We start from the raw sequence: 24,374 nt of genomic DNA, 5'->3' as shown, positions 1-24,374 counted from the left end.
CAGTAAAACACCGGCGGCGCCGGAAGGAACCCCCTCGCGGCGATTTTCTGGCCGGATTTCCGGTGCTCGATGTTTCCGCAGGTCACCGAGCCGTGCTGGGCAGGACGAACGTGATAGACACAAAGCATGGCAACTACCGCATTCAAAGAAAATCCTGTCCGCACCTCCGGTGAACTCCCCGCTGAGGGAACTTCCGCACCCGCCTTCTCGCTGGTGGGAACAGACCTGTCCGAGGACTCCAGCGAAGCGCTCGCCGGACGCCGGGTAGTCCTGAACATTTTCCCCAGCGTGGACACCGGCGTCTGCGCCGCCAGCGTCCGGCGCTTCAACGAGATTGCTGCGGGGCTCGAGAACACTGCAGTTGTCTGCGTCTCGAAGGACCTGCCGTTCGCGCTTGGCCGTTTCTGCGGTGCAGAGGGCATCGAGAACGTTGTTGCCGCGTCGGCGTTCCGCAGCAGCTTCGGCGAGGACTTTGGCCTGACCCAGTCCGAAGGTCCGCTGCAGGGCCTGCTGGCCCGCGCCGTCGTCGTGATCGACGCGGACGGCAGCGTGCTGCACACGCAGCTCGTTCCCGAAATCACCACCGAACCGGATTACGACGCCGCGGTGGCCGCTCTGGCGTAGCCTCCCGTTCGCTGAAAGGCCCGTTCCGCGCCTGCGGGGCGGGCCTTTGGCGTGCACCCGGAGTGCTGGGGCCGGGTGGATAGCGGCCTTGGGAGGCCGTGACTAGGCCTTATGCGGGGCAGGCCTTGACTAGGATGGGTTGCGGCGGTTCCCGGACGGTCCGCCTGAACGCACGACGAACAAATCTATGGGGGAAAGAATGGACAGGGACCAGGGACGGCCCGAGGACCAGGACGCCGGCAGCGAGGACACAGGAGTTGCCAGCGGCACCGGTGACAACGCGGCTGACGACGGCGGCACCCGGGACGGCATGCCGACGGCGCCGCTTCCGCCGGAAGCCGGGAAGGCACCCGAAGGCGAGCCGGTGCCCGAAGACGAGCCGACAACCGCACGTGAACCGGCGCCCGAAAGTGAACAGGCGCCGGAAGCCGGGAAGGCACCCGAAGGCGAGCCAACGCTCCCGCAGCAGGGAGGCTTCGCAGCTCCTGGGGGATTCGACGGCGGCCCGTCCCTTCCCTACGGAACGGACCAGGCACCGCCGGCACCGCCGCACAACCCCTACGCCTCGGTTCCCGGCGCTCCCGCGGGGTCCGGAGGCGGTTATCCCGGCCAGCCCGGCCAGCCGCCGTTCACCAACCCCGGCGACTACCCGGGCTTCGCCGGCCAGGGAGCCGGAAGCCAGGAAAATGCCGGCCCGAATCCGCAGTACCAGGGCCAGGGCTACCCGGGCCAGCCCGGTCAGCCTTCCCAGCCCGGTCACCAGGGCCAGCCTGGCCAGCCAAGCTACCCGGGCCAGCCCGGCCCCTCCGGAAACCAGGGCCAGCCCGGTTACCCCGGCTACCAAACTGGCTACCCCGGCCAGCCCGGTTATCCCGGCCAGCCCGGTTATCCCGGCCAGCCCGGTTATCCCAGCTACATGCCGCCGCCCTCCACCCCGGGCAAGGGGCTGGCAATCGCAGCCCTGGTGCTGGGCATCCTGGCCCTGCTGGTGTGCTGGATTCCCTTCGTGAACGTGGTTGCCTTCCCGCTGGCAATCGTTGGCGTGGGCCTGGGCATTCCTGCGCTCGTCAAGGGCATCAAATCGAAGAACATCGCCAAGCCGCTGGCCATCGCCGGACTGTCCGTTTCAGTGCTGTCGATCGTCGTCGGGATCGTCGTGAACACCCTCGTCGTCGGGTCGCTCCAGGACGCAGGCTACTGGGAAAGCGGAACCGAAGCCGGTGCCGAGTCCTCCACCGAGGACTATTCCGAAGAGCTCCTGGACGCTGAGGAGCAGGACTACTCCTACGAGTACTCGGAGAGCTACATCAGCGGCCTGGTCTCCGAACCGGCCAATTCCGCCGGTGACGAGGTGACCGTGGGCGATTACACGGTCACCCTGACCGAGCTGGACCGCGACGCCGCTGCCGAGGTGCAGGAACGTGACACCACTGCCGGCGCGCCGGACCACAACTATGTGATGGCCCGTTTCTCCGCGGTCTACAACGGCAGCGGCGACGGCCGTCCCTGGCTCGACCTGCCGGCAGAACTGATTGGAACCGACAACCGGATCTACAGCGTCCTTGGCTGCTCCAGCAACCTCGGGGAGCTCAGCGTTGACCAGGAACTGCTGGGCACAGGGGACTCCGTCACCGTTGAACGGTGCTTCGACGTTCCGGACAGCGCGCTGGGAGAGGACTCCCGCCTGGCCATGCGCATGATCCTCGCGGAGGAGAACAACGACGAGGTGTACTGGCGCCTGCCGTAACCGGCACGAAAGCCGAACACACCAAACGGTCCCGCGGCACAGTGCCGCGGGACCGTTTGCGTTTGTACAGGAATTAGCGCGAGGAGAAGGCGGCGTCGAACGCGGCCTCCGGCGGATCCATGGCCAGGGAACGTACAAAGGCCAGTGCCTCCGGGGCGCCGACCAGGCGGTCCATGCCGGCGTCTTCCCACTCGACCGAAATCGGGCCGTCGTAACCGATGCTGTTCAGCATCCGGAACGCGTCTTCCCACGGCACATCACCGTGGCCGGTGGACACGAAATCCCAGCCGCGTCGCGGATCCGCCCACGGCAGGTGGGAGCCCAGCCGGCCGTTCCGCCCGTTGGACATCCGCTTCTTCGTGTCCTTGCAGTCAACGTGGTAAATCCGGTCCTGGAAGTCCCAGAGGAAGCTGACCGGATCGAGGTCCTGCCACACGAAGTGGCTGGGATCCCAGTTCAGGCCAAACGCGGGGCGGTGTCCGATCGCTTCGAGCGCGCGGACCGTGGTCCAGTAGTCGTAGGCGATTTCGCTGGGATGGACTTCGTGGGCGAACCGGACGCCCACCTCGTCGAACACGTCCAGGATCGGATTCCAGCGGTCCGCGAAGTCCTGGTAGCCGGCTTCCACGGCGTCCGCCGAAACCGGCGGGAACATCGCCACATACTTCCAGATCGATGAACCGGTGAACCCCACCACCGTCTTCACGTCCAGTGCTGCCGCCAGCCGGGCTGTATGCTTCATCTCCTCCGCGGCGCGCCGCCGCACGCCCTCCGGATCGCCGTCGCCCCACACCTGGTCGGGCAGGATGTCCCGGTGCCGCTGGTCGATGGGATCGTCGCAGACGGCCTGGCCCTTGAGGTGGTTGGAGATCGCGAAGACCTGCAGGTTGTACTTCTCCAGGATGTCCTTCTTGCCCTGGACATATCCGTCTTCATCCCACCGCCAGGGATCCAGGTGGTCGCCCCAGCAGGCGATCTCCAGGCCGTCGTAGCCCCACTCTGACGCGAGCCGGGCCACCTCCTCGAACGGCAGGTCGGCCCACTGGCCGGTGAACAGGGTGATCGGTCGTGACATGTTCGGCTCCTTCGCCTAGGAATCGGGGGCGGGCGCTAGCCCACCGGGGTCCAGCTGCTTGAGGTGGCAGCGCTGCGGGTGACGGAATCCAGGACCTCCTGGACCTGCAGGCCGTCAGCGAACGACGGCGACGGCGGGCTTCCGGCGGCCACAGCGGTAACGAAGTCGGTCACCTGATGGACAAAACCGTGCTCATAGCCCAGCGAATGTCCGGCGGGCCACCACGCACCAACATAGGGGTGGTCCGGTTCGGTGACCATGATGCGGGTGAAACCCTGCCGGTCCGCCGGGCCGGTGAAGTCGCAGAACTCCAGGAAGTTCAGGTCCTCCAGGTCGAAGCTCACCGCTCCGCGGGTGCCGGAGACCTCCAGGCGCAGCGCGTTCTTTCGCCCGGTGGCCATCCGCGTTGCCTCGAACGTTCCCAGGACACCGTCCTCGAAGCGGCCGGTAAACAGTGCGACGTCGTCCACCGTCACCGCCCCGCGCGCAGTTCCGGTGCCACGCTGGCCGCCCAGTCCGCCGTCGGCCCCGGCTGAATCCGGCAGCGGACGGCTCTCCACCAGCGTTTCCAGAGTTCCGCTGACCTCGGTCAGTTTGCGGCCGGTGACGTACTGGGCCAGATCGATGATGTGGGCGCCCAGGTCTCCCAGCACGCCCGAACCTGCCTTGTCCTGTTCCAGCCGCCAGGATAGCGGTGCCTCCGGATCCACCAACCAGTCCTGCAGGTAGGCGGCGCGAACCTGGCGTATGTCGCCGATCGCCCCGCCCGCCACCAGGTCACGGGCGTGGGTGGTCGCGGGGAGCCGCCGGTACGTGAATCCAACCATCGCCTGGACGCCATTCCGCGCAGCGCGGGCAGCGGCGTCGGCCATGGCGGTTGCTTCCTCAACGGTGTTGGCAAGCGGCTTTTCGCACAGGACGTGCTTGCCTGCCTCCAAGGCGGCGATGGCAATCTCGGCGTGGGAAGCGCCCGGGGTCACGATGTCCACGACGTCGATGTCCTCCCGCTCCACCGCTTCGCGCCAGTCGGTGGATGTCTCCGCCCAGCCCCACCTGGCGGCCGCCGCGGCCGTCCGGCCGGCGTCGCGGCCCACCAGCAGGGACATTTCGGGCTGCAGCGGAAGGTCGAAGAAGCGCGGCGCAACCCGCCAGGCCTGGGAATGCGCCGCACCCATGAACCCGTGTCCCACCAGTGCGATCCTCAGCGGTTTGTGCATGTTTCTCTCCTAGCTGCCGCGGAACACCGCGGCGGGAATGGTTCCTGGGTCCATCTGCGGGGCGCCCCACCACGCCCCGCCGATGGACAGATCTAGGACTCGAACGCGGTGGGCAGGTATTTCTCCACGTTCTCGCTGGTGACCACCGGTGCGTAGAGGACCACACGGTTGGGCACCTCGATCTCCACCAGGTCACTCATCGCCTTGTCCTGGACCAGCAGGCGGGCGAGGCGGATACCGTCCGCGGCCTGGGTGGAGGGGTAGATGATGGTGGCCTTCAGGACGCTGTCACCGGCCTGGATCTCGCGCATCGCGTTGGCGGATCCTGCGCCGCCCACCATGATGAACTCGTCGCGGCCCGCCGCATCGATGGCGGCCAGGACGCCGATGCCCTGGTCATCGTCGTGGTTCCACAGTGCGTCGATTTCCGGAGCCGCGGAGAGCAGCTGGGACGTCGCCGCTTCGCCGCCCTGGACCGTGAAGTCAGCGGCAACCCGGTTGCTGACCTCCAGCCCGCAGCCCTCGAGCGCGTCCTTGAAGCCGGCGCTGCGGTCCTGCGTCAGCGGCAGGGAGTCAATCCCGGCAATCTCGGCAACGACGGCGTCGGGATTGTCTCCCACCTGCTCGCAGATGTAGGTTCCGGCGCTGACACCCATGCCGTAGTTGTCGCCCAGGATGGTGGTGCGGGCAGCGAAGGGGCTCGAGAATTCGCGGTCAACGTTAATCACCGGAATTCCCGCCTCCATCGCCTGCGTGGCCACCGAGGTCAGTGCCGCACCGTCCGTGGGCAGCAGGACGATGGCGTCCACGCCTTCGTTGATGAACTGCTCCACCTGGCTGATCTGCAGGTTGGCGTCATTGGTGCCTTCCGCCACCCGGAGTTCAACGTCCGGGTACTTCTCCGCTTCGGCCAGTGCAGCGGAGTTGATGGCCCCGAGCCAGCCGTGGTCTGCGGCCGGACCGGAGAAACCGATGACTACGGTGTCTCCCTCTGCCTGGTTGCCGTCCACCGAGTTGTTGGTGGGTTCGCTGCTGGATTCTTCGCCGCTTGAACATCCGGTGAGGACGAGCCCGCCAACGGCGATAAACGCCGCGGTGGTTACGAGCTGCCTCCGGCCCGGCATGCGTAGTGCCTGCATGGTTGTCTCCTCTAATCGATCGGTGTTCCTTCTCCAAGAGGCCTGTTGGCACCTTCCATGCCCCGCACCTCGTCGTGATGGCCGTCACACTAACAGAAGTCTGTCGAAAATACTGCAAGATACTGTCAGTGATCGACATAAGTGTGTAAGCTCCGTTCCATGTCGATGGCCAGCGATGTCCCAGAACGCCTCCAGCCGCTGCTTGAGGTCCGCAACCTGAGCAAGAGTTTCGCCGGAGTGCGGGCACTGCAGGGGGTGAACCTCGAGGTGGTGCCCGGAGAGGTGCACTGCGTGCTCGGGCAGAACGGCGCCGGGAAATCCACGCTGATCAAGGCACTCTCCGGGGTGCACCAGCCGGACGGCGGCGAGATCCGCTGGCTGGGTGAGCCGGTGCAACTCACGTCCCCCACCGATGCCCTGGAGCTGGGCATCGCCACCATGTACCAGGAACTGGACGTGGTGGACGGCCTGAACGTGGCCGAGAACATCTTCCTGGGACACGAGGACGCCCGTGCCGGCGTGCTGCGCGTCCGGGATGCGAAGAACAAGGCGCGCAAGCTGCTGGCGAGGCTTGGCCATGAAGACCTTTCCCCGGGAACCGAGGTTGGCACCCTGTCCGCCGCCGGCAAACAGATTGTGAGCATGGCCCGGGCGCTGTCCCGCAACGCGCGGCTGATCATCATGGATGAGCCCAGCGCCATCCTGGACACCGGAGAGGTGGCCAACCTCTTCCGGGTGATCCGCCAGCTCACCGGGCATGGAATTGCGGTGGTCTACATTTCGCACCGCTTGGAAGAGATTGACCAGATCGGCAACCGGATGTCCGTCATCAAGGACGGACGAAGCACTGCGTCCTCGCTGCCGGTCAAGTCCGTGTCCCGGTCCGAGCTGGTGAAGCTGATGACGGGCCGGGAAACCAGCAACGTGTTCCCGCTGCGGGCACCGGTCGCAGAGGGCAAACCGCTCCTCGAGGTGGACGGGCTGGGACTGGCGGGGTCCTTCCGGGACATCAGCTTCTCGGTCCGGCCCGGGGAAATCCTCGGCCTCGCCGGGCTCGTGGGGTCCGGCCGCTCGGAGATCCTCGAGACCATCTACGGTGCCCGCAAGGCCACCGCCGGCAGCGTGAGCGTGGACGGCAGCAGGCTGCAGCCGGGATCGGTTTCGGCAGCCATTCGCGCCGGCATCGGGCTCTCACCGGAGGAACGCAAAAGCCAGGGACTGCTCCTGGACGAGCCGATCTACAAGAACGCCACCCTGTCCACGTTCGCCCGGTTTGCCCGCCGCGGGCTGCTCAACGAACGCGGCGAAAGGAAGGCAGCGCAGGAACAAACCGCGGCGCTGCAGCTCACCCCGGCAGATACTGAACGCCCGGCCCGCACCCTCTCCGGCGGCAACCAGCAAAAAGTCCTGCTGGCACGCTGGCTGATCCACGGCACACGGATCCTGCTGCTGGATGAACCCACCCGCGGTGTGGACGTTGGCGCCAAAGCAGAGATCTACGCCCTGATCCGCCAGCTCGCCGCACGGGGAGTGGCAATCCTGGTGGTGTCCAGCGAAATCGAGGAAGTCATTGGCCTCGCTGACCGCGTGCTGGTGCTCGACGCCGGCCGCATGCTGGCCGTCAGCGACGCGAAAGACATCGATGAGCATTCCGTACTTGACCTCGTCCTGAAAGGAAACTCCCAGTGAGCGACCAAAACACAACGACGCTCCAGCCCTCCTCCGAGGGCGGGGGAGCCACCGCTGCCTCCGGCCAGCGGGGCGTGCGGCAGCTGATGGGGGGATCCGGCGTCCGCAACCTCGGCCTGATCATTGCCCTGGGGCTGCTGATCGCCGTGGGCGCGGCAACCGGCGGCTCGCAGTTCCTCAGCGTGGACAACATGCTCACGATCCTGCGGCTGGCCTCGATCATCGGGGTGATCTGCATTGGGGTCACCTTCGTCATCACCGCCGGCGGCATCGACCTCTCCGTCGGCTCGGTGATGGGCCTGGCCAGCGTGGTGGCGAGCCTCGCAGCGGTGCAGGTTGCGGCCACCAACAGCAGCTGGCTGCTTATGGTGGCCGTGGCCCTGGCCGTGGGTGCCCTCGCCGGGCTGATCAACGGCGTGATCATCGCGTACGGAAACGTGGTGGCGTTTATTGCCACCCTGGCTATGCTGGTGGCCGCGCGCGGCCTGGCGGAGCTGATCTCCGGCCGGAGCACGCAGATTGTCACCAACCGGGACTTCACCTCCGTGCTGCGCTCCAACTTCCTGGGCGTGCCGCTGCTGGTCTGGATCTTCCTGATCGTGGCGGCGGCGGGATGGTTCCTGCTCAACCGCACCACCTTCGGCCGGCGCACGGTGGCGATCGGCGGCAACCTCGAGGCCACCCGGCTCGCCGGGATCAAAGTGAAGCGGCACATCGTCTGGCTCTACGTACTCTCCGGCGTCACGGTCGGCATCGCCGCGATCATGATGATGGGCCGCACCACCGCCGGAACCTCCACCCACGGAACCCTGTACGAGCTGGACGCGATTGCCGCCGTCGTGGTGGGCGGGACACTGCTGGTGGGCGGCCGCGGAACGATCGTGGGCACCGTCCTGGGCGTCCTGCTGTTCAGCACCCTCACCAACGTCTTCGTCCAGAACAACCTGGACACCTCGGTGCAGAACGTCACCAAGGGCGTCATCATCGTGGTGGCGGTGCTGCTGCAGCAGCGCTTCGCCGTGCGGGGTACCCGGCGCAAGGGAGCGATATGAGGTTCCCCGGTGCCCGCTGCAACCTCGCCCGACAGAGTAACGCCGATTCCTGTGCTTGAATTGCCCGGTGGTCGATATAAGGAATGCCTCCGTGGTCTCCGGAGCGAGTGAACTCTTCCAGCTGCTCCGGAACGGGCAGCCACGCACCCGGTCGGAGCTGGCGGAGATTGTGGGAGTGGCACGGTCCACCATCGTGCTCCGGCTCGAGGCCCTCATGGAAATCGGCCTGGTAGCTCCCGTGGAGGACGCCGTATCCACCGGCGGACGCCCGTCGTCGCGGTTCGCCCTGAACACCGGAAACCAAGTGGTCCTCGGTGTGGACATCGGGGCCTCCCATCTGCGGCTGGGAGTCTGCGACCTCGCGGGCAACACACTTGCCGCGGCCACCGAGGAGCTCCTGGTCAGCGCCGGTCCGGAGGCGGTCCTGGACACCGTGGCGAAGCTGGGGGACCGGCTCCTCGAAGAGGCCGGCCGCACCTCCCGGGACCTGCTCGCCGTCGGCATTGGCGTTCCGGGACCCGTGGAGCACCGGACCGGGCGGCCGATCAACCCGCCCATCATGCCCGGCTGGAACGGCTTCGACGTTCCGGCCTATCTGGGATCACACTTCGGCGTGCCCGTGCTGGTGGACAACGACGTGAACGTGATGTCAGTCGGTGAACGCGAGGCGGCGTGGCCCGACGTCGCTGACCTGGTGTTCCTGAAGGTCGCCACCGGCATTGGCGCGGGCATCATCTGCAACGGCGAGCTGCTCCGCGGCGCCGACGGCGTGGCTGGGGACATTGGCCACATCCGGGTGAGCGGGGGCGGGGACAAACTCTGCCGTTGCGGGAACTACGGGTGCCTGGAAGCGCTGGCTTCCGGCAACGCCGTAGCGGAAAAGCTGCAGGCCGCCGGGCTGGACGCCCGGGACGGCCGGGACGTGGTGAAGCTGGTGAATCAGGGCAACCACGAGGCCGTGCATGCTGTCCGCCAGGCCGGCCGGGATGTGGGGGAGGTGCTCTCCGCCTGCCTGTCCATGATCAACCCGGCGGTGATCGTGATCGGCGGGTCAATGGCCCTGACCGGTGAGCACTTCATCGCCGGAGTGCGGGAAGTTGTCTACTCCCGCACCATGCCCCTGGCCACCCAGCACCTGCGGATTGTGCAGTCCGTGTCCGGGCTGGACGCCGGGATGCGTGGGGCCGGGGTGCTGGCCATCCAGTACGCGCTGTCCGCGGAGAGCATCGAGCGGATGCTGCTGGCCCGGGTAAAACCGTAGGGCAAACTGCCCGGACTGCGGGCAATCATCACTGGAGACGCATTGGCGACAGGCCACCGGATCAGCGCTTGGATCCACGGGATGGACGGGATGGATGTCTGGGTCGTGGCGTTTGCCAATGCGCTGTTTGGTGCCGTCATGGATGGTTGTACCGATGATTGGGGCTGATGGCACTAGCAAGGTTATTCACAGCTGTCTTCACACGGTCAGGACTAAGATCCAACACGTATCCAAGGCGGCGGGTTCCGATTTAACGCCCAACCGCAAACCTTTCTGCTTACATGAAGTCATGACTGAGCAGCTGCCGCCAGCGGTAACAGAACCGATGATGGTCAAGCCGCCGCCGACCCCGACGTCGCCCCTGAATAGCCACCACATGAGCATCCGCTGGCTAAAGGACCAGGATTTTGAAGGGTTCATTCGTTTCGATGCGATACCTGATGAAGAACTGCCCAGGGAGCACGGCGTCTACGCAGTAGTTCGCGAAAACACCCAGGAACCGCGCTTTGTCGCGTCGGGAACAGGGCGGAAAGGAAGCAACTACACCATGGATGTTCTCCAGGATGCCTGGCTACCAGGAGCAGTGATCCTCTACTTCGGCAGGGCTGAGTGCAAGCTCGGCATTTACGAACGGTTGAACAAGTACCGTCGCTTCGGCAACGGGAGACAAAGTGGCCATAGCGGCGGCCGAGCCATCTGGCAGCTGGAGGACGCTCAAGACCTTAAAGTGTGTTGGCTGGTCACAGGTGACCACGACCCGGCGCAAGCGGAAAGTGCACTTATTGATCTCTTCAAGAGAAACCACGGGGATCATCGTCCATTCGCTAACCGCATCGACGGAAAGAAAAACCGCATATGAAGCAAGAACTAGGGCCGGCCATCACTGTTGCCGGCCGCCTCAGGACCCTCCAAGAGGCTCTGGCAGTCTTGGAGCGATATCCGCGGAAGACCCCTGCCACTTTCGATTATCCTGGCGGGGGCGAACTAGACCGTCTGACTGTCGAGGAAGTGATCCGAACTCGGAAAATCAGCTCCCGGATATCGAACAAGGAAGTGGCATACTTCGTAGAGGTTTCCGCAGCGGCCCCGTGGATCAGCTTCGCCGCGGATCTCGCTGACGCTGGCCCGGAAAGCACATTGTTTGCAGCGATGACGGACCTCTACTTGCACTTCGCTGAAGGCTCTCCCAAAGGCGTCAGCTTCGCGAAAATCTCCAAAGTTCTGCACTTGAAGCAGCCGAGCCTGTTCCCTATCTTGGACAGCCACATAGCTCGCTCATATGCCCCCGCAGCAAAGATGCTCCACACGGACTACCCGCAATTGGGATGGCGCCGTCGCACGTGGCTTGCCGTGCGCAATGACCTACTCGAGGTAAGGGCCTCCGGCGCGTTGACGGAACTGCGGCATCTTCTGCGCTCATATGAGTCCGATGACGCAAACAAGCAGCAGCAGGTTCGCCTGTTGGACGGGCTGACCGACCTCCGTCTTCTGGACATTCTGGTGTGGTAAACGCCGCACAAATGGGATTATAGCTCGAGCAGCATATGGGATCTGAATGGGCTACCCGCTTACGTCCGTAAGTTTCCCTGCACCGTCCAGCTTCCACTTGTTGCCGGCCTGGTCCGTGAACGTCGCAAACGTTCGGGCGGCCACCCAGGCTTGGGCTCCGGCCTCGTCGCCATGTGGCCACTTGTTCCCGGAAATCTGCCAAATGATTCGGGCACCGTGATTTATGATTCCGAACTTTGTCGTTATCCTGTCGTCCCGCAACTGCCTGAAGTTCTCCGGCGTGTCCGGTACCTGGAAATTCGCTTCTGTGTAGAGGTTCCAGCCAGGAAAGACCAAGGTACACGTCACGACGAATGGCTGTTCGTAAACAAATTCAGAGCCCGGGTCTGCCTGGCGACGGATGGCAGAAACGTTTATCTGAACAGCTCGGGCGTCCTTTTGCTTGGCCTCCAAGGCCTCAGCTTTCCGTGCTGCGGCGCGTTCCTGCTCCTCGGTCTCCTCAGTCTCCTTTTGCTTGTTGTGCTGCTCAAGCTGGACAGCGACTGACTTGGTTTGAAACCTGAGTGCAGCGATCGCACCAACAAAGCCCAAGAATGTTACAAAAACACCAACCCAATCTGCGACTGGGCCCCACTCGGTTGCCAAGGGAGCAGATTTACGCGCCAGAGCAACCAACGCTGCCACGAGGAGACCAACTAAACCAGCGGATACCAGTAGCAGTATCTGTTCCAGACCTGTCCGTTCGGCCCATATGGTGTCCCGCGCGGCGCGCACAAACTTCTTCACTTTCAACCTTTTCACCTTGTAAGTCTGGTGCATCGGAGAGTTGTCCCATTTCCGAAAACGGGAACAGCTTCCAAGTGCCTCCTTGTTTGGCCCAGCTACTTGGGAACGAAACCAAACGATGCCGAGCCGCTGCCCTCAACGGTTCCCACACACACGACGGTCCCCTCCCGCGACTTTCCGTCCCATGCCCGCGACTTGAGGACTCCCCGCAAGTTCACTGGTTCCAGATTCGCGAATACCCCGCCCGCAAAAATGCCCGATGAAGGGAGGCATAAGGGGCCTCTTGGCGCTGAGACCACCCCCAGCGTTACGCCGGAGTGATGGTTACTCTCCTACGGTCTCCCCCAAGGAATCCAGTGCAGCGGTGAGTCGGTCCTCGGCCGGGACCAGTCCCTGGTCCGCGGCAGGCAGCTGCTCATAGGTGTAGGCCGCCACGGCCATTGGTGAGGTCGTTCGAGCCAGGGCATACCGGACTGTGTGCTCGTTCTTACTTCCACAGATCAGGATGCCTACAGTCGGACCATGCGCCTCACGGCGCAGCTGGTCATTCAACCAGCGCCACATAGAAATTGAGTTTGCCTGCATGCTCGGGCTGGAACTTGCCGGTTTTTAGTTCAATCACGAAGTAGCGCAGCTGCTCGACGTGGAAGAACAGCAGATCAACGTAGAAGTCATCCCCGGCAACCTCGAAGTGGACCTGCCGGCCCACGAAGGCAAAGCCTGGCCCCAGCTCCTGCAGTGTCTCCACGATTCGGTCCATGAGCGCCTGTTCCAGGTCCCGTTCGGCCACTTCGCCGGCGAGCCCAAGGAATTCGAATGCGTAGGGATCTTTGGCTACCTGCTGTGCCAGCTCCGAATCCGGAGAGGACAGTTCGCGGCTGAAGTTCGACGGCGCCGTGCCGGTACGCTCCATGGACCGGTTCATCATCATGTTCAGCAGGACGTTGCGGGACCACCCATACTCGAGCGCTGCAGCGGCATACCAGTCACGGGCTTGCCGAGACTCGGCTTTGTCCAGGATGGTGCGGATGTGTCCCCACGGCAATTGCGCCACGGCTTGTGGCACATTTGCTCCGCCGCCCCAGGCTTCAGCCATGGACCGCATGTACTGTAGGTTCCGTTGGGAGAATCCGGTCATCTCCGGGAAAGCAGTGCGCAGGTCCTCAGCCAGCCGGCGGATCACTCCAGCACCCCACCCCTGATGGTCCTGGCGGGACAGGATTTCCCGGCCGATGCTCCAATACAGTCCGATCAGTTCCGTATTAACGGTCCGCTGCGCCTGTAACCGGGTCTGCCGGACTCGGTCTTTCAGGGACTCCAGCAGGCGCGTGTAGTCCTCGGGAATCGGTGCCAGTTGGTCGGATGTCATGGACCCATCCTATGGAAGCGCTCCGGCACCTCTTGCCCGCAGGCTGCCCAACGCTTCGACGCTCTGCCATCCATTCGCGGGCATCGAACTCCGCCATCCTGCGAACAGGGTTGCCCTTGGAGATGACCAGCCCCTGGCCTCATGGACGGCTGGTTCACCGGTCTCGATGGAGTCAGGAAGAACTGAAGAAACTAGCCCTCGACAGCACGGCAGTCACCAAACGCCGCACTCCGTTTCTTACAAGCCAGGGAGCTGAACTATCTCGATACTCCCGCTTTGGTCCGAAGTGCCAGAGGACGCCGTCACCGATACCGGTTTGCCGACCACAAAATGCGGTTCGTGCGTGTCGTTTCTTTAGTCCTCCGGAACTATGGCGTGAGTCTTTGAGACCATGTACGCTTCAAGACTGCCTTCGCGCAGGAGGGAACCGGCTACTTCTGTCGAAGCACCGACAAATACGGATCTAGCATAAATATCGTTGCCCACGAACCAAGATGCGTCTTGTGGCAGCCAGTTCATAGCGATCCGGTTTGGTGGGAAGTCAATGGGTTTCAGCGCGTCTTCCAACCCTCCCGTTAGAACATGCATCGTTCGCTGCATGCTATTGGTGATGGTCTCGCTGTGACGAACCCAGCCAGTCAGAGCGCTGTATCCCTCCCACACAAGGTACACGCACCGTGAAGACTCTGTGTGCTCACTGAGGAGAGTAATCAGCCGCCGAGCCACGCCGGGGTCAATGGTGCCCGCCTCCGGTTCATAATATTGGTCGGCCTTCCCGCCTGCCGCGGCAACGATATCGCTCCACTCAGTCTCTGCATCCACGGTTACCTTGGGGCCGGCAATATCTGACCATCGAAAGCGACTGCCATCAGGAGCTGTGACCGGGTTTAGGACTCGGACCACCGCGGGGTAGCGTTCGGGCACCAAGGAAGTGAGCGATCCTGCCCTCTTTCCCATCGTCTGGTTGAGATACCAGGCAACGACTTCATCGCACTTCAGCTCTCCACGACCTTCATCCACTAGAATCCTACCTCGGTTCCAGCTCGAGAACCCAATTTACGACGTTTGCGAACCTTTCCATGTGTAGGTCAGGTTCGGCTAAATACTCCGCACTGATTGCGACAACCTGATGCTCCTCGTCCGAGAGAACATCAGGTGAGAGTCTCATAAGAAGCGAGTCTTCGATAAGACTTATATGGCATAAACTAGTCACCTCATCACTGCAAACCACCGATTGGTCGGGTGTAGACAGCGGGTCCAATCCGTTGGCGGCAGAACCTCGGAATATCGATACTTGCATATACTGCGGCCAGCCAGAATCCTCGATGATGAACCGTCCGGGACCATCAACCCTAACGGGGAGAACATCTGGCAGGCTTCCTGTTTGGTCACTGAACTCCGTGGTGCTCGCAGACTTCCAGTCCACTGCATAAGGTGCGATTACGTTCTGCCCATAAGTAAGAATCGGAGGGCGATCGTTGCCGCCCGAATATTCCAACAATGGGACCTCCGATACCTGGGACTCAGCCGGTATCGTCTGCGGGGACGAAAAAGTGCAAGCCCCAAGAGTGGTGGGGAGAAGAATTCCCCCCACCACTAAGGGCAATCTTCTTAGGAGTCGCACCCGAAACGGGTCTCTATGTCACTGGACGTACGTGCGATGTAGTCTGTGCCCCCAATATTCACCCGGTGGTAACCGTTACCCCGGTAGGTCTGCATGCTGGTGTTGCCACAGACCGCCTTGGCGTTTACGTCGAGACGAGCCAAACGATTATTGGCCTCGGCACTGTTGAACGCAGACCGATGCCACAACCCGAACCAGCCAGCCTTCATGATTTCGGCACCCGCGATCTGGTAGGACGGAGCGTTGCGGCAATCTCGGATACCAGCGTGAACGGACGACATGCCACCGCTGAGATGAACTCGTTCGGTATAACCTGCACAACCGTAGGGATTCCCATTAATCATGACCCTGGCTGCTACTCCCGTTGTCGCAGGGTCAGGGCTCATCTGAGAGTAGGATGAATCGCTGAAAACTTCCTCGGCGGTACCCGACGTATCCGCTGCCGAAGCCGCGGGAGCGGAAAGAACAATTATCGATATTGCTGCAATCGCAGCGAGACCAAACTTTTTAAGCCTCATCAGGCATTCCCCCATTTTTTATTGTACGGAGCCCCCAATGGCTCCACCTCAATTCAACCACGCTCGAGTTTTTCGTCAAGTCAGGGATGCGAAATTTGTTCTCCCGAAGCCTAGTTGAGGAATGAAAACGCTCCCATAGTGAGACTATCCGGCCAGTTCCTCATCAGGGTTCCGCGATCCAATTGCGGGCGTCGGCCTCCGCTATCCTCCGGTACAGGGTCGCCCTGGACATGCCCAGATCCCTGGCCACATGGACAGCTGGTTCCCCGGCCTCGATGAGCCGGCGGGCATTGCGGATTTGGCTTTCGCTGAACTGTTGGCGGCGACCCCCGAGATCCTTGCCCGCCGCACGGCGTTTGGACACGGAATCGTTGATGCGTTCGCGTTTGATCTCAAGCTCCATCTGAGCCAAGGCCGCCATCACGGTAAAGACCATGGAACCCATTGGCGTGCCGGTATCCACATTCCCGCCACCCAGGTTCAGCACTCGGAGATTCACTCCCCTGGCACGCAGTTCCTCGGCCAGGCCAAGCATATTTACCGTCGACCGGCCCAAGCGGTCCAGGGTTGTTATGACCAAGGTGTCGCCTTCATGGAGCGCTTCCAAGGCCTGGTCGAATCCGGGGCGCGATGCCCTGGCGCCGCTGACGCCATGGTCTATATAAAGGTCATCGCGCCGCACCCCCGCCGCCAGAAGGTCCAAAATCTGCCGGTCTGTGTCCTGCGCCTTCGTGGAAACCCGGCCATAGCCGATCAGCTTCACCGACGATTCCTCGAAACTGTCTCGCAACGAGTGTTCATGTCACAAACCCTAGCAGGAGGTTGTGACACATAGTGACAAGACACTCAAACGCGGACGCTGCTGCGGCCTTGCCGTTGTCTCACACAGATGTCTTGCATCCCGTGGGTTACGACACGTCGGCGCCGACTTGGGTGACATCGCTCTTATTTTCGACGAGATGTGCGAATTCAGCACCCTCTGGGGGCCGTGACCACAGGTCAGGTGCAGTCAGGCCTTGAGCAGCCGTGTTCTTTAGTACTCGTAGGTTTAGCTTGCGGACCCATTGGCTCCCCTCGAGGCTACGTGTAGCGGACAGTAGCTGGGCCGAGAAACTGCTGCGCTCGTACACCCGTGGGTCATTGTTGAACGCAGGATCTATGACGGTGATATTCCTGAGTGGAGAGGAGTTAATCCAGCGGGTCAGAGCCACATTGATATGCGCATCACGGAACGAATAGCCGACTACCAGCAGCCGGTCCGCCCGCGCGAGCATGTTCTCGAACTCTCGCAGCATGGAAAGAAATGGTCCATCCGCGCGTAACTTACCGCGCGCGCCGAAGACCACGCCCGGCAGCGACCCGTAATGCGGAGAGTCAGATGCGCCGACAGTTACCACTTTGGTCTCGTGGAGACCGCCGAGCCCCTTTTCCTCATGTATCCGCCAGTCGATAGAACCGTGAATTTTGAGCAGACGCACTTCTGCCTCTTCATCCCATTGCCAGTCACTCCCACCGCTCCAACTGGCGATACCCGTATCCAAACGAACACCCCGTCGTTCGCAGAGAAGCTCGACGGACCGATCGTAGTTGAGGGTCGCGATTTCCACGGGGGTATCGCTCGTCGGAAGCAGTGGGTGGAGGTAGTCGACGTCCTTATCGGTGACGCTTACGAGCCTGGTCAATGCGTTCAGAAGTTCCATCTGCAGACGGGTGTATAGCTCCTCCGTAGAAGCAGAATTACTACCAGTTAGTGCTTCGACAGCCTTCTTGATCATCTCACCGGGCCCTTTGAAGGCCCGATTTTCCAAGACTCCTTCACGAAAATCCTTATCGAAGAATGCCGGCATCGAACCGCCACCCTGCCTGACGCCAGCGAGGGCGGGAGACCATTGGACGAACGGCGCGATCTCCAACGACTCGCGTTCCGCCAGCATCTGGACTGCCGAAAATAGGTCTTCCACATCAATGCCGGCGTAGGCATTCGCTCCGTTGGCTGTGCGGTGAGCAATCATGGCGCCAATCGCGTAATTCACCGCATGCGTTATCCCGTAATACTGATTTTGGGGTGTATCAAGGGCAGCCACGATCTGCCGAGTCATCGCCGTCGACCCTGGCACTCCAGCATCCACGCTTGCACCAGCCCCGAGCAACGCCAGTGTATTCATCGCATCCCCCTACCATTCATGTCCGAATTCTAGCGATCAGGACTGACGTAACCTGGCTTTTCGGTATAGGTCGTCGCGTTGCCGAAACGTCAGTACCGTGAGGGATCAGCCTGCAGTCCTGCCGACTCCTATTTCTAATCCGAGTTGGTGTTTCGAAGCTTCTGGATCGAAACGCATAGGTTGTGAGACTGATCGTGACGGCTGGCTCCGTTGGGAAGTTGCGCGGCGGCGCAAGCTCAGCGAATTGCCCCCTTCTTCAATCTCGACCTCTGGGCACAGGGACCAACATCGACTCCTAATCACAAGCAACCCAGTTCGGCATGAAAGCAAGGACTCGAGGCCCTGCAGCCTTCGGAGATCTTGATTCGAGAAGCGGCTCAAGACTGCAGAGGGCGGCCTCATGCCGCAGCGGATCCCGCCGCTATCCCCCGCCGTGGTCTCGCTGGCCCCGAATTAATAGCCGAAAGCACCTAACTCGATGACTGGGCCCCCTCTCCCGCTTCCTTCCATGCCCTAAGGGTCTGTTCGAGGGGTGACGACCTCTTCTTGGTGTGCCCCTTTTTAGGGGACGTCTTGGGCGCCGATTTACCCGTAGAGGATTTTTCGTCCATAAATACCAGCGCTTGGTTTTGAAGCCTGTATACGTTCCGAACTCGCTCGCGTGCGAAGGTTCGATTGTTTCCGGGAGGAGCCACGCTGGCCCGTTGAACATATAAGAGGTTCAGATCCCTCAGGTCCTTGGTCCCCCTGGACCTCATGGAGGGACTGACAAAATATTGCTGGGGAAACCGCTCGGTGCTCCACCAAACTTCCTTGCCATCCGATTCCCCAGGGCTGACGTCTCCTGACTGCTCTGCTAGGAGAATCAGCAACATGGTCATCGCGGGCGCCGACATGCGCTGAATGAAGCCTTCAGTCCACAAAGTTGTTGGAACCTTGAAATAAATGTCTCTCCGCAGCTTTTTTGTTGCGTAGGAGGTGGAGGGCAAGTCGTAAGGGGACTTGTCCCCGGATTCATCCAGGAGCGTTATGACGGATGGTTCGCCTCGACGCGGAGACACCGAGATCAGTTTGCATTCCTCCAGAATTTTGATCGCTTTTGCGATGCGGCGGGCGCCTTTGATGTTTGGGTCTTCAAGTCCGAGGAGGTTCGCCCAGGTTCGTGCCGAGATGTCAGTATCAAAGTCCCCGCCGGAGCAGCGCCAGACGAGGGCCAGGTACAACTTGACGATGACGCCGCCGCCGCGGCCACCTCGTTTCACAAGCTCTGCCAGAGGAGGCGGGGTATCTGCTCCTTTTTCTACCCGAACAAAACTCTTACGTATTGGGATCGCTTTACGCCGTCCGGAGTCCTCATCCAGCCTCTTTGCCAGGGTTTTAGAGGCTTCTAACAGCTTCTCGGGGAGATCTTGCGCCTTAGGTGAGGAGTCGATTCCTTTGTTGGCATCCCCGGTACTCATAGGAGTCCTCCATACTTCTCCAGTTTACGACTGGGTTGATAATCACCTAAGACGGTCCATCTAGTCATCAAGTGTAGGTGCAACTGGCCAGCTGATGATCTTCATGACGGCACTGTCCAATAATGGCAAGTGATCCGTCGAGTGAACCCTGATAGTGTCATGACATCGAGTTCCACAGAGGTATTTTGCAGCAGGGACTGGGTGCGCGGCCCCCGTATGGTCACGTGTCCCGGGTGGCCTGGGCAAGTTGAACGTCGGGGCCTATCCACCCCCGATAGCCAGCGAAGCCAGCAAAGCCGAAGTTTGCTCGTAGTGCCAAGAGAGCTCAATCTCCCCCCCCGGTAGTTGAGTTTGATTGCGGGAGTACCAGTCGCTCGTCTGGAACGGCAAGGGGCTCGCAGCCGCAGCTCGAGGCATCAGGAGGACCCCCATGGGAATGGGGGTCCTCCTGCGTTAGACCCGGCAGCCGTATTCAGACACGAGATATCGCGTTAAACCGAAACGTAATCATGCCGCTCACCGTACCGAGCCGATTGGGACCGCCCGCTCTGAACCGTGCCTCCGTCAAAGGATCCCTGACGCGCGAAGCCTTCTGAACTTCCTCTTGGTAATCGGACACGGAAAACGAGACAGGTTCTCCTGGCGTGTCCCGTCTCCGCTGCCGGTGTCTCTAATTCCATCGTTTTCGTGCACGCTCTGCCAACCCGGCGCAGCTGAGTTCAACTCACTCTCCCTGGCTGGCTCTAGTTTTCCGGTGCGGGCACATTGCCGTTGACGCTGTAACCACACGGCTAGAACTTTTTCGGTCTGATCTACGGCGTATTTGTACCGGGGATAGCGCCCGTGTTTCCGAATGAAGTTCTCCAACTCCGCTACACGCTGCTGCCACAAAGCCCGTTCACGCTCCGCCTTCGGGGGTGTCAGCCACCCCGGCACCTGGTCATCCAAACGGATCTTTCTGGAGGGCGGTAGTTTGCCGGCACGGTACTGCTCACGTTGGTATTGAAGGAAGCTGCAGAGGCTGCTTTCGCCGTCCAGGTAACCGCGGGGAAGCCTTCCATGCTGCCGACGAAAGTTGACCAGCTCGGCACAGCGTTCCTCCCAGGAACGACGCTTGTTCAATCCTCCTCGCGGCACCGCCGGGCGGTCATGAACCATCAGCCGCTGACCAAAAAGAGCGGGGTTCTGAATAACAGTGCTGCGGATATGGTCATAGACCTTCCGATACGGCACACGACACAGGCTGGCGATACGCCAAGGATCCAGCCCCTTGGTCCACATGTAGAACCACTCTTCGCGGGACCAATGCTGCGGTTCCGTGTCTCGCCTGGCCGATAACTCATTCGTTGATGTGACGGTCATGGCCGTACCCAAGCAAATAATCCTGCCGTGTGCCACAGCGGAACGCAGACCTTGGCGGGAAACTGGATCCGCATCACACGAACCCTGCTTCCTCAACCGGAATTAGCGAAGTTAGTACCTCACATCCAGCTGGGGACAATCTCAGGCATGAAGGCAGGAACCGCATCGCGTCTCTCGCTTGGAAGCATCGGGAGTAAAACTACCTATCCCCGTTGGAAAAGACAGGTATCTCCGTACTACAGACAAACGACAACACCCCGACTTAGCGTTCAGGTCACCGGAGCAGTGCCGCTTCGGCACAGTCTCGTATTCGGGGGAAATCTGATGCAGACCACCAAGCTCCGCCCTGCTCGCGCCGCTGGCCGGCTCACAACTATTGTCCTGACCGCCGGAGCGCTCACGCTCGGTATGGCGGTGCCGTCTCAGGCAGCCGTCCCGGTGACCACACCCGCCGCCGAAGCAACCATCGGCCAGCTCGGAGCCTGCCCCGGTGCGACCCGACTGCCGCTGCCGGTCAGCGACACAGTCAACGCATCCGTCGACGTCGGGACCGGCAACCTATCCGTCTCCATCAACGCCCTCAGCCTGCCCGGAGTGAACGGGGATGCCAGCCTGGGCATCGTCTACAACTCCCGCTCCGGCCAGACCACTCCCACCAATGTCCACCCGCGCTGGACCCTCGCCCTGGGATCAGCCGGCGCCCTGTCCACCACAGCCACCGGGGTCCTCTTCACCTCCGGGGACGGCTATTCCGCCCTGTTCACACCGGTGCAGGGATCTGCCACCGCTTTCACGCCACCAGCCGGGGTAAAGGCTGACCTGGTGAAAACCAGCACCGGCTACACGCTGACTTCCCGCACCACGGCGGAGGTTCAGACCTTCGACGCCGATGGTAAGGCTGTCTCGGTCGCTGACCGCAACGGCAACAAAACGACCCTTGCCTACACTGGCACCCGCCCGACCACGATTGTCGGCACCCGCGGCAGCACCGCGGCCCGCACTGCAACTCTCAGTTACGGATCCGGTGCGTGAATGCTGGATCGAATCAGCCAAACCGCTGGCACCACCACCCGGGCAGCCACGTTCGTGAAAGACCAGTACAACGACAACCTGGCCGTATATAAGGACCTGAACGGCAAATCGACCAGCTTCGTTTACGACAACGGAAGACTGATCCGTATCACCTCGGCTACCGGTTCTGTCATCAAGTTCAGCTATGACAACCAATCCCGCGTCACCAAAATTGAACAAACCGAAAGCAACGGATCAAACTCGTCGGCAACCCGGCTCGCCTATCCCTCCGCGACGCAGACGCTGCTGGCCGGCCCCAACACTGACCAGGCCGCAGCGATCACCGCGGTACCCCGCACCACCTACACTCTGGACGGCACAGGCCGGGTCACCAACGTCGTTGACGCTGCCGGGCGGACCCAGTCAAAGACCTACACCGCTGATTTCGATACCCTCACCGCCTCATCCGGCACCGGGGCAGGTGCGGGCACCACCACCAACACCTACGGGGCGAACACCGGCCAGTCCCTCACCGCATCCCAATCCTCCACCGGAGCGACCCGACAAGCCGAATACGGCAACACTGCCGCGAACACCAAATACCTGGCCACCACCAGCACCGATGATGCCGGGAACAAGAGCACCTACACGTTCAACGGTTCCGGGAACATGCTCTCCTCCGCCGATGCCCTGGCTGCAACCGCAGCCCTGACCTACAACGCCGACGGAACCGTGGCCACAGCGCAGGCACCAGGGAACGGCACGAACACCACCAAATACTACAACGCCGATAAGCAGCTCACCAAGGTCACCCCCGTGACCGGCTCCTCCCTCGCTGCGAAGGACTTCACCTACGACGAATGGGGCCGGCCAAAGACCGCTACCGACGGACGCGGGAACACCACCACCTACGCGTACGACACAATCGGACGCCTTACATCCCAGGCCTACTCCGACGGCACCCCCACGATCACGTACGCCTACGACGCTGTGGGGCGGATAACCCAGCGTGTCGATGCCTCCGGTACCACCACCTACGGCTACGACCAGCTAGGCCGGCTCACCAGCCGGGGCAACACTGCCGGCGGTGGAACAATCAGCTACGGCTATGACAAGGCCTCAAATCTGGTGTCGACCACCGATTCCCGTGGCACCACCACCTACGAATTCGATGCCGCCGGAACCCCCACCGCCCTGAAATACCTTTACCAGGGGCAACAGAAGACTCTGGCCTTTGCAGTGGATGACCGTGGCCGGCGCACCGACTCCTGGATGGGCGCTAACGCGGCCCGTACCAGTTGGGATGCCCGCACCCACACCGACTACGACACTTCCGGCCGCGTCACCCGCTCCACCGCCTACACAGGCCCGAACAACACGGATAACACCCTGGTGATGGACCTGTCCTACTGCTACACCTCCGGCACCACCGCCCCTGATTGCACCGCCAACGCGGCGGCCGACCGGTCCAAAATCCAGTGGGTGAAGGACAACCTCAGCGGCGCCGTCACCGCTTACACCTACGACGGTGCAGGACGCCTGACCAAGGCCGTCGTCACCGGCGGCCCCGCCCCGGCGACTTATACCTATACCTATGATGCCCGAGGGAACCGGCTTACCGCCGGCGGACCGGCCGGAACCCAGACTCTCGCCGCGAATGCCGCGAACCAGATCAGCACCGCCGGGTACACCTACGACAAGACCGGGAACCTGACCGCCGATCCCTCCGGCGCCTACACCTACAACGCGGCCCAGCAGATGACCAAGGTCACCAAGGGCAGCAACACGTACAACTACACCTACGCCGGATCCAGCCAGAACGAGCTGCTGTCCCAGACCACCCCGCAGGGAACCTACCAGCTCACCTACGGGCGCACCGATGCCCAGGGGCTCCCGATCATCGAACAGCTCAAACGCAATGAGGGAACCGCCTACATTGAGCACGACCCGGTCACCGGCGAACCGCTGATGCTGCGCACCAGCTCAGGGATGCAGTCCCTCTACGTCTATGACGGCACTGGGAACCCAGCCGCCCTGCTCACCAGCGCCGAGTACGTTGCCTTCGCCTACAGCTACGACCCTTATGGCACACCGACTTTGACGGAAACCTCCAACGGGCTCGGGGTTCCACAGAACCCGTACACGTTCAAGGCCGGCCTTCAGGATCGTGCTACCGGCTGGGTCAAATACGGGCAGCGCTGGTACAACGCAGGCACCGGCCGCTGGACGCAAATGGACACCCTCGACGCGCCGCTGGACCCCGCCAACGCAAACCGATACGCCTATGCCGCTAATGACCCCATCAATAATTCAGACCCACTTGGACTCGGAGTCTGCAGCGTTAGTGTCGGTATAGTTTCGATCCTCGCAGGAGGGGTGGCCGGGACGTTCACCTTTGGCGCCGGAATATTGGTCGGAAGCCTCGGCCTGCTCGCGGGCGAAGTAGGGTGCAACTGGGACCCAGAACCGCCCGTGAACTTGATAGATCCCCCAGACGATCAAGGATGCCAAGTAAGCCCAACGAACGGTTCCCGTTGGTGTTACTAATCTGAAGGATGTGCCCAAATGCACAAGAAACTGCGAAAAGGCTTATGGGGAGGGGTAGGTACCCTCGCTACCCTGCTCTTAGGCTGGGGTGTACTGCGACTCATTGACGGCAAGCTTCCTGTACCCGTCGCCGTATCCTTCCTGATTGTCGGTGTAGGGCTGTTTGTACTGTCCTATCTCTTCAGAGATCAATGGAGGAATGAAAACGGGAATCCTCTG

19 protein-coding genes and 1 pseudogene are annotated in these 24,374 nt (G+C 61.9%); 9 read left to right on the top strand and 11 right to left on the bottom strand.

Going from position 1 to position 24,374, the window contains the following annotated elements:
* Positions 1–126 precede the first annotated feature (126 nt).
* Positions 127–624 carry a thiol peroxidase gene (gene tpx / locus GD628_RS12495; RefSeq protein WP_152274922.1) on the top strand — a complete coding sequence of 166 codons (498 nt, stop codon included), beginning with the start codon at positions 127–129 and terminating at the stop codon, positions 622–624.
* Positions 625–823: 199 nt separating this feature from the next.
* A complete protein-coding gene (locus GD628_RS12490) occupies positions 824–2,371 on the top strand; it encodes a DUF4190 domain-containing protein (RefSeq protein WP_152274921.1) in 1,548 nt (515 codons plus the stop codon).
* Between the two features lie 73 nt (positions 2,372–2,444).
* On the opposite strand, the gene GD628_RS12485 is transcribed toward GD628_RS12490, so the two are convergent.
* The 3 genes from GD628_RS12485 to GD628_RS12475 form a co-directional block, all read right to left on the bottom strand.
* A complete protein-coding gene (locus GD628_RS12485) occupies positions 2,445–3,446 on the bottom strand; it encodes a sugar phosphate isomerase/epimerase family protein (RefSeq protein WP_152274920.1) in 1,002 nt (333 codons plus the stop codon).
* A gap of 35 nt (positions 3,447–3,481) precedes the next feature.
* Positions 3,482–4,663 (bottom strand): Gfo/Idh/MocA family protein, encoded by a 1,182-nt coding sequence (locus GD628_RS12480; protein WP_152274919.1) that lies wholly within the window; start codon positions 4,661–4,663, stop codon positions 3,482–3,484.
* 92 nt (positions 4,664–4,755) lie between these two features.
* Entirely contained in the window at positions 4,756–5,802 is a 1,047-nt protein-coding gene (locus GD628_RS12475) for a substrate-binding domain-containing protein (protein WP_091607467.1), read from the bottom strand.
* A gap of 159 nt (positions 5,803–5,961) precedes the next feature.
* On the opposite strand from GD628_RS12475, the gene GD628_RS12470 reads away from it, so the two are divergent.
* The 5 genes from GD628_RS12470 to GD628_RS12450 all read left to right on the top strand — a co-directional run bounded on the left by GD628_RS12470 (position 5,962) and on the right by GD628_RS12450 (position 11,313).
* Entirely contained in the window at positions 5,962–7,491 is a 1,530-nt protein-coding gene (locus tag GD628_RS12470) for a sugar ABC transporter ATP-binding protein (protein ID WP_226802526.1), read from the top strand.
* Positions 7,488–8,543, top strand: a complete 1,056-nt coding sequence (locus tag GD628_RS12465; RefSeq protein ID WP_400504508.1) for an ABC transporter permease — start codon at positions 7,488–7,490, stop codon at positions 8,541–8,543. The genes GD628_RS12470 and GD628_RS12465 overlap by 4 nt, the downstream gene beginning before the upstream one ends.
* Positions 8,544–8,634: 91 nt before the next feature.
* A complete protein-coding gene (locus GD628_RS12460; protein ID WP_226802525.1) occupies positions 8,635–9,804 on the top strand; it encodes an ROK family transcriptional regulator in 1,170 nt (389 codons plus the stop codon).
* Positions 9,805–10,093: 289 nt separating this feature from the next.
* Positions 10,094–10,663, top strand: coding sequence for a hypothetical protein (locus tag GD628_RS12455; protein WP_091607460.1), 570 nt, complete (start codon positions 10,094–10,096; stop codon positions 10,661–10,663).
* On the top strand, positions 10,660–11,313 hold the full coding sequence (locus tag GD628_RS12450) for a DUF6308 family protein (RefSeq protein WP_091607457.1): 654 nt from the start codon (positions 10,660–10,662) through the stop codon (positions 11,311–11,313). Before GD628_RS12455 ends, GD628_RS12450 begins: the two co-directional genes overlap by 4 nt.
* 51 nt (positions 11,314–11,364) lie before the next feature.
* Here the strand turns inward: GD628_RS12450 and GD628_RS12445 are convergent, their stop codons facing one another.
* The 8 genes and pseudogenes from GD628_RS12445 to GD628_RS12415 form a co-directional block, all read right to left on the bottom strand.
* Positions 11,365–12,132 (bottom strand): hypothetical protein, encoded by a 768-nt coding sequence (locus GD628_RS12445; RefSeq protein WP_091607455.1) that lies wholly within the window; start codon positions 12,130–12,132, stop codon positions 11,365–11,367.
* Positions 12,133–12,576: 444 nt separating this feature from the next.
* Positions 12,577–12,663: pseudogene (locus GD628_RS17005) on the bottom strand (hypothetical protein); the annotation flags it as partial.
* Positions 12,644–13,468, bottom strand: coding sequence for a PDDEXK nuclease domain-containing protein (locus GD628_RS12440; RefSeq protein ID WP_338083423.1), 825 nt, complete (start codon positions 13,466–13,468; stop codon positions 12,644–12,646). The gene GD628_RS12440 and the pseudogene GD628_RS17005, both read right to left, overlap by 20 nt.
* Before the next feature lie 354 nt (positions 13,469–13,822).
* Positions 13,823–14,488, bottom strand: a complete 666-nt coding sequence (locus tag GD628_RS12435; protein ID WP_141653699.1) for a hypothetical protein — start codon at positions 14,486–14,488, stop codon at positions 13,823–13,825.
* Between the two features lie 1,285 nt (positions 14,489–15,773).
* Positions 15,774–16,373, bottom strand: coding sequence for a recombinase family protein (locus tag GD628_RS12430; protein ID WP_091607449.1), 600 nt, complete (start codon positions 16,371–16,373; stop codon positions 15,774–15,776).
* A gap of 145 nt (positions 16,374–16,518) precedes the next feature.
* The gene (locus GD628_RS12425) at positions 16,519–17,775 is read right to left on the bottom strand and encodes an SIR2 family protein (protein WP_152274918.1); all 1,257 of its coding nucleotides are present in this window, start codon (positions 17,773–17,775) and stop codon (positions 16,519–16,521) included.
* 470 nt (positions 17,776–18,245) lie between these two features.
* Positions 18,246–19,235, bottom strand: a complete 990-nt coding sequence (locus GD628_RS12420) for a hypothetical protein (protein WP_152274917.1) — start codon at positions 19,233–19,235, stop codon at positions 18,246–18,248.
* A 564-nt stretch (positions 19,236–19,799) separates the two neighbouring features.
* A complete protein-coding gene (locus GD628_RS12415; protein ID WP_152274916.1) occupies positions 19,800–20,597 on the bottom strand; it encodes a helicase associated domain-containing protein in 798 nt (265 codons plus the stop codon).
* A 324-nt stretch (positions 20,598–20,921) separates the two neighbouring features.
* On the opposite strand from GD628_RS12415, the gene GD628_RS12410 reads away from it, so the two are divergent.
* The gene (locus GD628_RS12410) at positions 20,922–21,629 is read left to right on the top strand and encodes a hypothetical protein (protein ID WP_152274915.1); all 708 of its coding nucleotides are present in this window, start codon (positions 20,922–20,924) and stop codon (positions 21,627–21,629) included.
* On the top strand, positions 21,630–24,155 hold the full coding sequence (locus tag GD628_RS12405) for an RHS repeat-associated core domain-containing protein (RefSeq protein WP_152274914.1): 2,526 nt from the start codon (positions 21,630–21,632) through the stop codon (positions 24,153–24,155).
* Positions 24,156–24,374 lie beyond the last annotated feature (219 nt).

This window comes from Arthrobacter koreensis (genome assembly GCF_009193255.1).
Taxonomy (GTDB): Bacteria; Actinomycetota; Actinomycetes; order Actinomycetales; family Micrococcaceae; genus Arthrobacter_B; species Arthrobacter_B koreensis.
This window is presented reverse-complemented; position numbering and strand designations above follow the sequence as displayed.

What these genes read in the sequence shown, in the direction of transcription:
- tpx (WP_152274922.1), top strand. Translation starts at nt 127, where the DNA reads ATGGCAACTACCGCATTCAAAGAAAATCCTGTCCGCACCTCCGGTGAA.
- GD628_RS12490 (WP_152274921.1), top strand. Translation starts at nt 824, where the DNA reads ATGGACAGGGACCAGGGACGGCCCGAGGACCAGGACGCCGGCAGCGAG.
- GD628_RS12485 (WP_152274920.1), bottom strand. Translation starts at nt 3,446, where the DNA reads ATGTCACGACCGATCACCCTGTTCACCGGCCAGTGGGCCGACCTGCCG.
- GD628_RS12480 (WP_152274919.1), bottom strand. Translation starts at nt 4,663, where the DNA reads ATGCACAAACCGCTGAGGATCGCACTGGTGGGACACGGGTTCATGGGT.
- GD628_RS12475 (WP_091607467.1), bottom strand. Translation starts at nt 5,802, where the DNA reads ATGCAGGCACTACGCATGCCGGGCCGGAGGCAGCTCGTAACCACCGCG.
- GD628_RS12470 (WP_226802526.1), top strand. Translation starts at nt 5,962, where the DNA reads ATGTCGATGGCCAGCGATGTCCCAGAACGCCTCCAGCCGCTGCTTGAG.
- GD628_RS12455 (WP_091607460.1), top strand. Translation starts at nt 10,094, where the DNA reads ATGACTGAGCAGCTGCCGCCAGCGGTAACAGAACCGATGATGGTCAAG.
- GD628_RS12450 (WP_091607457.1), top strand. Translation starts at nt 10,660, where the DNA reads ATGAAGCAAGAACTAGGGCCGGCCATCACTGTTGCCGGCCGCCTCAGG.
- GD628_RS12445 (WP_091607455.1), bottom strand. Translation starts at nt 12,132, where the DNA reads ATGCACCAGACTTACAAGGTGAAAAGGTTGAAAGTGAAGAAGTTTGTG.
- GD628_RS12440 (WP_338083423.1), bottom strand. Translation starts at nt 13,468, where the DNA reads ATGACATCCGACCAACTGGCACCGATTCCCGAGGACTACACGCGCCTG.
- GD628_RS12425 (WP_152274918.1), bottom strand. Translation starts at nt 17,775, where the DNA reads ATGAATACACTGGCGTTGCTCGGGGCTGGTGCAAGCGTGGATGCTGGA.
- GD628_RS12420 (WP_152274917.1), bottom strand. Translation starts at nt 19,235, where the DNA reads ATGAGTACCGGGGATGCCAACAAAGGAATCGACTCCTCACCTAAGGCG.
- GD628_RS12415 (WP_152274916.1), bottom strand. Translation starts at nt 20,597, where the DNA reads ATGACCGTCACATCAACGAATGAGTTATCGGCCAGGCGAGACACGGAA.
- GD628_RS12410 (WP_152274915.1), top strand. Translation starts at nt 20,922, where the DNA reads ATGCAGACCACCAAGCTCCGCCCTGCTCGCGCCGCTGGCCGGCTCACA.
- GD628_RS12405 (WP_152274914.1), top strand. Translation starts at nt 21,630, where the DNA reads ATGCTGGATCGAATCAGCCAAACCGCTGGCACCACCACCCGGGCAGCC.